The 9,059-nt window shown below is 38.6% G+C and carries 7 protein-coding genes and 1 pseudogene; 5 read left to right on the top strand and 3 right to left on the bottom strand.

Going from position 1 to position 9,059, the window contains the following annotated elements:
- Positions 1 to 132: 132 nt before the first annotated feature.
- Positions 133 to 1,050 carry a nuclease-related domain-containing protein gene (locus tag BTHG_RS13980; RefSeq protein ID WP_232284456.1) on the bottom strand — a complete coding sequence of 306 codons (918 nt, stop codon included), beginning with the start codon at positions 1,048 to 1,050 and terminating at the stop codon, positions 133 to 135.
- Positions 1,051 to 1,223: 173 nt separating this feature from the next.
- Here BTHG_RS13980 and BTHG_RS13975 point away from each other — a divergent pair, with 173 nt between their 5' ends.
- Positions 1,224 to 1,958 (top strand): sulfite exporter TauE/SafE family protein, encoded by a 735-nt coding sequence (locus tag BTHG_RS13975; protein WP_010677351.1) that lies wholly within the window; start codon positions 1,224 to 1,226, stop codon positions 1,956 to 1,958.
- Between the two features lie 14 nt (positions 1,959 to 1,972).
- Here BTHG_RS13975 and BTHG_RS13970 read toward each other — a convergent pair whose 3' ends face one another.
- Positions 1,973 to 4,177, bottom strand: coding sequence for a YhgE/Pip domain-containing protein (locus BTHG_RS13970; RefSeq protein WP_010677350.1), 2,205 nt, complete (start codon positions 4,175 to 4,177; stop codon positions 1,973 to 1,975).
- A 110-nt stretch (positions 4,178 to 4,287) separates the two neighbouring features.
- On the opposite strand from BTHG_RS13970, the gene BTHG_RS13965 reads away from it, so the two are divergent.
- The 4 genes and pseudogenes from BTHG_RS13965 to BTHG_RS13955 all read left to right on the top strand — a co-directional run bounded on the left by BTHG_RS13965 (position 4,288) and on the right by BTHG_RS13955 (position 8,089).
- Positions 4,288 to 4,863 (top strand): uracil-DNA glycosylase, encoded by a 576-nt coding sequence (locus BTHG_RS13965; RefSeq protein WP_010677349.1) that lies wholly within the window; start codon positions 4,288 to 4,290, stop codon positions 4,861 to 4,863.
- A 262-nt stretch (positions 4,864 to 5,125) separates the two neighbouring features.
- Positions 5,126 to 5,254 (top strand): annotated as a pseudogene (locus tag BTHG_RS27955) (LPXTG cell wall anchor domain-containing protein); the annotation flags it as partial.
- Between the two features lie 317 nt (positions 5,255 to 5,571).
- The gene (codB, locus tag BTHG_RS13960; RefSeq protein WP_010677348.1) at positions 5,572 to 6,831 is read left to right on the top strand and encodes a cytosine permease; all 1,260 of its coding nucleotides are present in this window, start codon (positions 5,572 to 5,574) and stop codon (positions 6,829 to 6,831) included.
- Entirely contained in the window at positions 6,821 to 8,089 is a 1,269-nt protein-coding gene (locus BTHG_RS13955) for a cytosine deaminase (RefSeq protein ID WP_010677347.1), read from the top strand. The genes codB and BTHG_RS13955 overlap by 11 nt, the downstream gene beginning before the upstream one ends.
- 44 nt (positions 8,090 to 8,133) lie before the next feature.
- On the opposite strand, the gene BTHG_RS13950 is transcribed toward BTHG_RS13955, so the two are convergent.
- Positions 8,134 to 8,994 carry a mechanosensitive ion channel family protein gene (locus BTHG_RS13950; protein ID WP_010677346.1) on the bottom strand — a complete coding sequence of 287 codons (861 nt, stop codon included), beginning with the start codon at positions 8,992 to 8,994 and terminating at the stop codon, positions 8,134 to 8,136.
- Between the last annotated feature and the right edge of the window lie 65 nt (positions 8,995 to 9,059).

The following is a 9,059-nucleotide window of genomic DNA, read 5'->3' as shown; positions in this document are numbered from 1 at the left end:
GGTTGATTTGGACAGAAGCGAGGAAAAGCTGCGAAAACGAGACCGAATCGAAGCGTCATTCGGACAAAATACAAAAACCCCATCTGAATGGCCAGACGGGGCGGTTTATCCAACAATATTTTTTTCTAAGACCTATTTATAGTAAGTATTCTTTGTGCTACCAATAGTATTATAGTTTGTCTTTAAGGCTCTGGTATATGTACGCTTGCATAAGTCCAGTTTGCACCAGTCATAAATGGCTTGGGTTGTAATTTTATGATTGGGAAATAGTAAACAAAACTCCTTCACATTGCGCAATATAGCTTGGTCTATTTTTTCCTGCACCCCACAGTTATTACAAACTAGATGATGGTGTTTAATTGTAATCCGAAAGGACTTGCAGTTTTTACAAAAAGTACCCTTTTTAAGTTTTTCATAAGTATAGACTGGCAATTTTGCAAACGGATGTTTTGGTTGATGCAATTCCAGTAACTTTTGGGCAAGTTTCCTGTGCCCGTCATTTAACTGAGACGAACCCTTATTTAAATCTCTCAGAAATCGATTTATTTGAGTGGGTAAAATAAAAGGCTGTTCAAGGGGTGCTTGGTATAATGTGAATTCTGGATTGATAAAAATAATGGAGGCATCCACTAGGAAATGTTGGTGAAGGTTCTGGAGTAGTTGGCGGAATAGAGAAGCGCTTCTGTTTAATTGATTTATAGGGTTTTTATATTCACGGCCGGTTGTCACAGAATAAAGATTGTCTGATCTAAGGTAACAGTCCCCTTGAAAATTTTTTATATCTAAAGGGTGTATAATGCCCTGTGAAATAAGCAAAGTATCAATTTGGAAAAAGGAGTTGTTCACTTCCAGCAACAAGTCATTGATAATATACCTTTCTTCACTAAGGTCCTCTATCATGGAATCAAACCTTAGTTCTCCCTCATAACCTCTTTCAAGGTTTTGATAATGAAACTTTTCTTTTGTTGTTAAATCCGTTCGAATATTTAACGATCTTAAAGTTAACAATTCATCAGATTCGGTTCGAGCTTTTAGTAACAAACTTTCCACTTCCTTTCTTATTTATATCCTTATTTTAAAAGAAAACCTAATAGATAAATGTGAAAATTCCTTTAACATTTTGTGTCCTTGGTTATAAGAAAAATTTATCCGTTTCGATAATAAAGATTAATTTTATTAATCACCCTTTTCCTACTATACTTAAGGTACAAGGGGTGGTATGAATGGAATATATTATTCTATTTTTTATAGGGATTTGTGCGACGACTTTGGGGACGCTTGCTGGTGGCGGGGGATTAATCAGTTTGCCGTCGATGCTAATTTTAGGTGTACCTGTTCATTCGGCAATCGGAGCGAATAAGGTTTCCAATACGATTAGTTCATTCTCGAGTTTCTTCTACCTACTACGGAAAAAGGAACTCTCTTTAAAAGAATCGATGTGGATTATACCTGTTAGTCTTTCGGGTGGGATTAGCGGGGGCTTTATCGCATCAAGAATTTCAGCTGAAAACATGTACATTGTGGCGATTGTCCTGCTACTATTTGCTTTTATTGTTTCATTTGTCGGAAAAGGGGATTTCACGGGAAATGAGCCATTGAAGTTCAATAAAATTAGTGCACCTGGACTATATAGTATCGGAATCTATGATGGATTATTTGGACCAGGACAGGGGACATTAATGCTTTATTTATATAATCATCTGAATATCGCATACATTCGTGCGGTTGGATTAGTCAGGCTTGCGACATTTTCAAGTTGTTTTGGTGCTGCAATGACCTATATTGTAACAGGTCAAATTATTTGGCCTGTTGCATTAGCACTGATGCTAGGCTCTTTTACAGGGGCACAAATAGGAGTGCGTATTGCGCAAAAAATAAAGCCTCAATATGTCAAACCAATTTTACGGATTGTGACAGTCTTGCTTATTGTTCAAATCGTTAGTGAGAATGTTCTATAGAGAAAAATCTGGACTTAATGAAACAGTCCAGATTTTTTTAATCTTTGTTTGATTGGTGCACCAAGCTTATTTATAGGTTCCTTAAGCAATGCACCAAAAATGATGGCGGCTATGCCGAATAAGGTAAGGATAAAGAGATCATAGTAAACCGTCTCCCAGACAATTCCTCCTACGGCTTCTCTCGTTAAACTGATTGCATAGGTAAATGGAAGGTAAGGGTGAATGTATTGAAAAAAGTTAGGCAAAAGGACAACCGGGAAAGTGCCACCTGAACTTGAAATTTGTAAAACAAGAAGCACAATTGCTAGAGCCTTTCCGACATTGCCGAGTACAGATACTAGGGTGTAAATCATCATTACAAAGATGAGGCTAATAAAAATACTAAACAAAATAAAGTAAAAAGGCGATTCTACCTCCACTCCTAGTAGCCACATGTCTCCTGCGGTAACAATAATGGTTTGTAATACCCCGATTGTCAAAAAGGTTAGGACTTTTCCAAAATACTCATCTCTTCCTGCTATATTTTTAAATTCATGTGCATCAATAGCAAGCAGGGAAATCATCAATAATCCACCGACCCATAATGATAAGACGGTATAAAATGGTGTCATGCCTGTCCCGTAATTAGGAATGGGGAAAATTTTATGAGAATCTAAAACAACGGGCTCAGCAAAGAAGCCTCTTTCTGCCACAGGATCGTTCCGCAGTAATTCTATAAGATCGTTGATATTGGCCTTTTGATTAAGGTCTCGTATTTTATCGGCAAGGTCATGGACCTTTTGATTGAGATAAGGGTATTGATTTCGTGCGCTTGTGATAATGTTTTTTCCTTCCTGGAGCTGACCGTTAGCATTCCCTAGAATTGATTCAATCCTTGGTATGATTTGTTGTATTTCAAGAATAATTTCCTTAGCTCCTAGAAGCGTATCTTTTGCATGTTGAAACTGTGCTTGAATGTTTGGCTCGACTTCATTGTTGTATTGATTGATGAAGGTCTCGACCTGGTTTTTTATGTTTCTTGAATCGTTTTGAATATCTTCTAAGCTAGGTATAGTTGCCTGTGATTGTTCTTTTATGTCATTGATTTGTTGTTGGATGGAATTTACACTTTGTATGGTGTTCTCTATCTCTACATCTTGGCTTTGTAATTGACTATTGTACTGTTCCTTGAGCTTATTGAGTTCCGTTTGGATTTCATTTAGTTGCCCATTCGATTGATCTTGTGTAAGTAACTCTAGTTGCTGAATGCTGTTGTTGATACCCTGATTCTCATTCCCATTTTTCAAGTCCATAAGTAGATTTTTTAATGACTCTAAATCCGACTCGGCTTTTGTTACATCCGCAGAATTTATGTCTACAGATTGAATATAATCATCCACTACCTGTGTTGCGTTCTGGACCTTTGCCAAATCTTTTTTTATGATAGGTGACAATTCATTGAAGCGGGCCTCTGCTTTTGTTAGGAATGCATTCGCATCTTCAATCGATTTTAAGGCTTGATTTGTGATATTATTTGCCTTCGGAATTAATCCTTGAATATCCCCGATTACTACTTCTGCTTGATTTATTTCTCTATATGCATCATCAAGTGATGATTTAATGGTTGGCATTTTTTCTTCTACTGAAAAGACATAGGTTTGAAATCGTTCGATATCAGGTAAGTTTCGTTCCATCTCAAGGCCAAGTTTATTAAAAGTATCAAAGATAATCCCATTTACAGTGGAGATAAACTGACTAGTAATTTGTTCGGTAATAACACTTGCGCCTTTTTCGGTAATTTTCGGGGAAATCGCGTTCACTTTTTCGTTTACATAATATTGTATCGTCGCTTTTGTCGGCTGGTCGCTTATAACTGTTCCGAGTTTTTCAGAAAAATCGGAGGGGATGACGATTGCCGCATAAAGTTCTCCTGATTTTACGTCCTTAATTGCTTGATCAAAATCAATGAAATGCCATTCAAACGAATGATTATTCTTTAGCGTTTTTGTTATGTCACTCCCCGCGTGAATTTCTTTATCCTCAACCATTGCGCCTTGGTCTTCACTAACAACGCCAACTGGAATTTGATCGGTATTGCCATAAGGGTCCCAAGAAGCTTTGATGTTGAACCATGCATAAAGGGAAGGGAGGAGGATAAGAGATAAGATAACAACGGCCGCAACCCAATTCGTTAACGTATTTTTAATATCATTTAAATAGATCATCCTGATATTTTTCATAGGGCAGTTCCTTTCTTAAAGGGCTTTTCTATTAGTAATGCCTAAATTTTTAACGAATATCAGATTTTTCCCGAGTGTTGGTTACCCTAACTTTAAGGAGTGTGAAGACAGTGAATTCATTTTGTCCGATAATGTGGAACGAGGACCCGACACCTGAGGACCAGAGAGACTGCAAGGAATGTGGGTTGTATGAGCATGGGTCACGGATGATCTGGGGAGAAGGTAACCCGAAGGCGCCGATTATGATTATTTTGGATAATCCGGGTGCACGTGAAGATCGTGAAGGGAATCCTATGGTTTGTGGAACAAGGCAGACCTTGCAGAAAGCAGCACATGAGGCAGGGATAGATGAAGAGCAGATGTATGTTACTTATATTGTAAAAAGACAGCCCAAACGTGCTTATGATAAAGGGAAGACAAGGGAAATCTGCATGAAGCATCTATATGCCCAATTGGAGGAACAGAAACCAAAGCTCATTATTTGTCTAGGCAATGTGGCAGTGCAATCCTTTTTTCAGGACCAAGAGCTTGAAGTCAAAGGGCTTAGGGGCAATTTCTATCAAATGAATGGCTATCAAACGACTGTGGCGTACCATCCCCTTGCGGCTAGGAGAAGGCCGAATTTGTATCCACTGCTTCTTGAAGATATGCAATTAGTAGCATCCGAGCTTCGGAAGAAATTATAAGGTGAAACCAACTTCATTCGGTGGGGGTTCTTCATCCCCCATACGGATCATCGCAATGCATGAATTTTGAGATAAAACTCTTTCCCTATTAAATAAGGTGTTCTTGTCCTTATTTGAATAACCAAGCAAAATCTAATTAAGCGGAGATTTTTCAGTTAAATGTGGAATGGTGTTCGCTTCGGTGTATATAAGGGAACTAGTGAATTAATACGCATTAAAGGATACTTATAAAGATACAAAAAATGATTCAAAGAAAACTACATCCAAAGGTAAATTACCTCAAACAGCAACAAACCATTATAATTGGCTTTTACTTGGGACTTCTTTGCTAGTAGCGGGAGCAGTGATGTTCATTATTTCAAGAAAAAGACGTCTGGTAATGGAAGAGTAATAGGCCCGTAGATTAGAGAAAGGCAGAGTTACACCGCCTTTCTCATTTTTTATGGCAGCCATTACCAACCAAAAAATGATTGACGGGAAATTAATTTTCTGAAATAATGAGTTTAGTTAAATAACTGGTACCTTTAATTCAGTCCAGAGAGGCTGACAAGGACGGCGGATTTTATTAGAATGCGTGGGGTTTTGTATGCAATTTTTCCCTGTGCCTTCTAGTAGATGAAGAGGCTAATTGTCAGGAATCCTGGTGATTAGCCTCTTTTTTTCTGCTTTCTTCTGGTATCGGAATTGATCATACAGGAGGAATAAATCATGAAAAAAATCGATTCAGAGTTTTCATGGCAAGCAGTACCACAATCTAGTCGAAATGGTTTTTGGAAGACTTTATCAGTTATGCTAGGCCTTACATTTTTCTCAGCAAGTATGCTTGCAGGTGGAGAAATTGGAATGGGTCTAACTTTTACTCAGTTTATCTTAATTGTGTTAGCAGGGAATCTAGCGCTCGGTATATATACTGGGGTCCTTGCTTATATAGCATCGAAGACGGGACTATCAACACATCTTTTGGCGAAATATGCGTTTGGTGATAAGGGATCTTATCTACCATCCTTTTTATTAGGATTTACACAGGTTGGTTGGTTTGGAGTAGGTGTCGCAATGTTTGCAGTTCCAGTTGCAAATGCAATGGATTGGAATGTGTATACCTTAATCTTCACCTTTGGATTAGCAATGACAGCAACTTCCATTTTTGGTATGAAAGCACTGGTTATTTTAGGTTTTGTAGCGGTACCCGCGATTGCGGTACTTGGTAGTTATTCAGCAGTGGAAGCTACTCAATCATTGGGTGGACTATCGGCTCTGATGGAGTATAAGCCAACTGTGTCAATGACAATTTCAGCAGCACTAACGATTTGTGTCGGGTCATTTATTAGTGCGGGGACGTTAACACCTGACTTCGCACGATTTGCAAAAACGTCACGCTCGGCGGTTGTAGCAACCGTGATTGCCTTTTTCTTAGGTAACTCTTTAATGTTCTTATTCGGTGCAATCGGGTCTATGTCTTATGGTTTGGCGGATATTTCAGAGGTGATGTTCCTACAAGGATTAATGATTCCAGCAATTATCGTATTGGGGTTAAATATTTGGACAACAAATGACAATGCTCTTTATGCATCAGGCTTAGGGTTTGCGAATATTACGAAGGTTCCGAAGAAGGTATTTGTAGTAGTAAATGGTTTAGTAGGAACGATACTTGCAATGTGGATGTACAACAATTTTGTTGGGTTTTTGACACTTCTTGGTGCAGCAATTCCATCTATTGGTGCCATCATCATTACAGATTACTTCTTTGTAAAACGCAGAGAATATGCTGCATTTGAGGAAATGAAGTTTAAATCAGTAAACTGGATCTCAATTTCAGCATGGGCTGTCGGTGTAGGATTTGCGCAAGTTGCGCCTGGAATTACACCACTGAATGCATTACTAGGAACAGCAGTTATTTACTACGTATTCATGAAAGTAGCGGCTATTAAAAAAGTTAAGGAAGCAAAGGTGATATCTGTTGATTATTAAAAATGCAACATTACGAGGAAAAGAAGGTCTCTGGCATTTATCTATTAAAGATGGTCAATTTGAGAAGGTTACGCAAGAACTAGGTGAAGTAGTGGCGAACGAAGAAGTTATTGATGTTGGTGGCGCGCTTGTTTTGCCGCCCTTCATTGAGCCACATATCCACTTGGATACGACTTTAACGGCTGGTGAACCAGAGTGGAATCAAAGCGGAACTTTATTTGAAGGAATCCAGCGCTGGACACAACGGAAAGCATTTTTGACACATGAGGACGTGAAAAATCGTTCGAAAACAGCGATAAAATGGCAAATTGCTCAAGGAATCGGGCATATTCGTACACATGTTGATGTAACAGACCCTACCCTAACGGCATTAAAAGCAATGCTTGAAGTGAAAGAGGAAATGAAGGATTATGTAGACATTCAACTTGTGGCATTTCCACAAGAAGGAATTTTATCCTATCCAAATGGGGCCGAATTGCTTGAAGAAGCCCTTAAAATGGGTGCTGATGTCGTTGGTGGTATTCCACATTTTGAATTCACACGTGAATATGGTGTCGAGTCAATGAAAATTGCCTTTGATTTAGCGGAAAAATATGACCGTTTGGTCGATATCCATTGTGATGAAATTGATGATGAACAATCTAGATTTGTTGAGGTAGTTGCGAAGGAAGCGTATGAGCGTGGACTTGGAACGCGCACAACAGCAAGCCATACAACAGCGATGGGTTCTTATAATGATGCATATACGTACAAGCTTTTCCGCTTATTAAAGCTTTCAAATATCAATTTTGTATCGAATCCGCTTGTAAACATTCATTTACAAGGACGGTTTGATACGTATCCAAAACGCAGAGGACTCACTCGTGTAAAAGAGCTCCTTGAAGCCGGATTAAATGTATGCTTCGGTCATGATGATATTTTTGACCCATGGTATCCACTAGGAACAGGCAATATGCTTCAGGTTCTCCATATGGGAATTCACGCATCTCAATTAATGGGATATGAGCAAATTATCAATTCGATTGATTTGGTTACAGCAAATAGTGCAAAAACTCTACACATTGAAGATCGCTATGGAATTGAAGTAGGAAAACCAGCAAACTTCGTTGTCATGTCTGCTGAAAATGAGTACGAAACAATCCGTAAACAAGCAAAGGTTCGCTATTCATTCAGAAATGGAAAAATCATTGCTGAAACAAAGCCAAGTGAGACAATGATTACTTTAGATCAAACAGAAGTCGTTGATTTTACTAAATAAAAAGATAAGGGGCACCAGTTTTGACTGGTTGCCCCTTTTTTAAATTAACTTTGTACCATTTTTTCTGGGTTTTCTCCATTTCGATGAATGGTAACTTGATGTGGGAATGGGATTTCAATTCCATTTGCATCAAAAGCTTCTTTAATTGCTTTTCGAAGCTGACGCTCGACACCCCAATGTTCGCCATTTTCTGTTTTGGCAATGACACGTAGAACCACATCTGATGCACCAAGTGCTTGAACTCCAATGACATTTGGGCCTTCCACAATAACAGGGTTATCAGCTGCTATTTGGTCACATACTTCTTGCATGACAGTTATGGCTTTATCGATGTCTTCTCCATAGGCAATTCCTATGTCAACAAGGGCACGCATATTTCCCCGTGAATGATTACTCACACTTGTGATGTCTCGGTTCGGAATATAGTGCAAGGTGCCATCGAAGCCTCGAATTTGAGTGGTACGTAATCCTACAGCTTCCACAACTCCATCAATAGCCCCGATTGTTACATAATCATTCACATCAATTTGCTTTTCAAGTAGTAAGAAAAAGCCGGTTACAACATCGCTCACAAGTCCTTGGGCTCCAAAACCGATGGCTAGTCCCACGATTCCTGCACCTGCAATTAGACTTGCAACAGAGATATTAAAAATACTGAATAAGGACGCGACAAATATAAAAATCAACGTATAAGAGAGGACATTTTCCATTAGCTTTTGAAGCGTATGGGCTCTTCCTATGGAAACATTTTGTTTTTCCTGTAATCTCGTAAAGGTGCGGTCAATTACTTTGTTCCCGATTTTTTTTACAATGATAAACGCAATGAAAATCCCAATTATTTTTAAAACAATAATTCCTACTTTGATTAGCAGGGCCTCCCAATTGAAACTAAGTATATCTAACAAAATATCATCCTTTCTCGTAGCCTATCTATTTTCTTTTAGTAAGAGAATACCACAATCCGTAAAAA

Source organism: Bacillus timonensis (assembly GCF_000285535.1).
Lineage (GTDB): Bacteria > Bacillota > Bacilli > Bacillales > Bacillaceae_L > Ferdinandcohnia > Ferdinandcohnia timonensis.
Note: the sequence above shows the minus strand (reverse complement) of the source record. Positions and strands in the feature narration are given on the sequence as shown.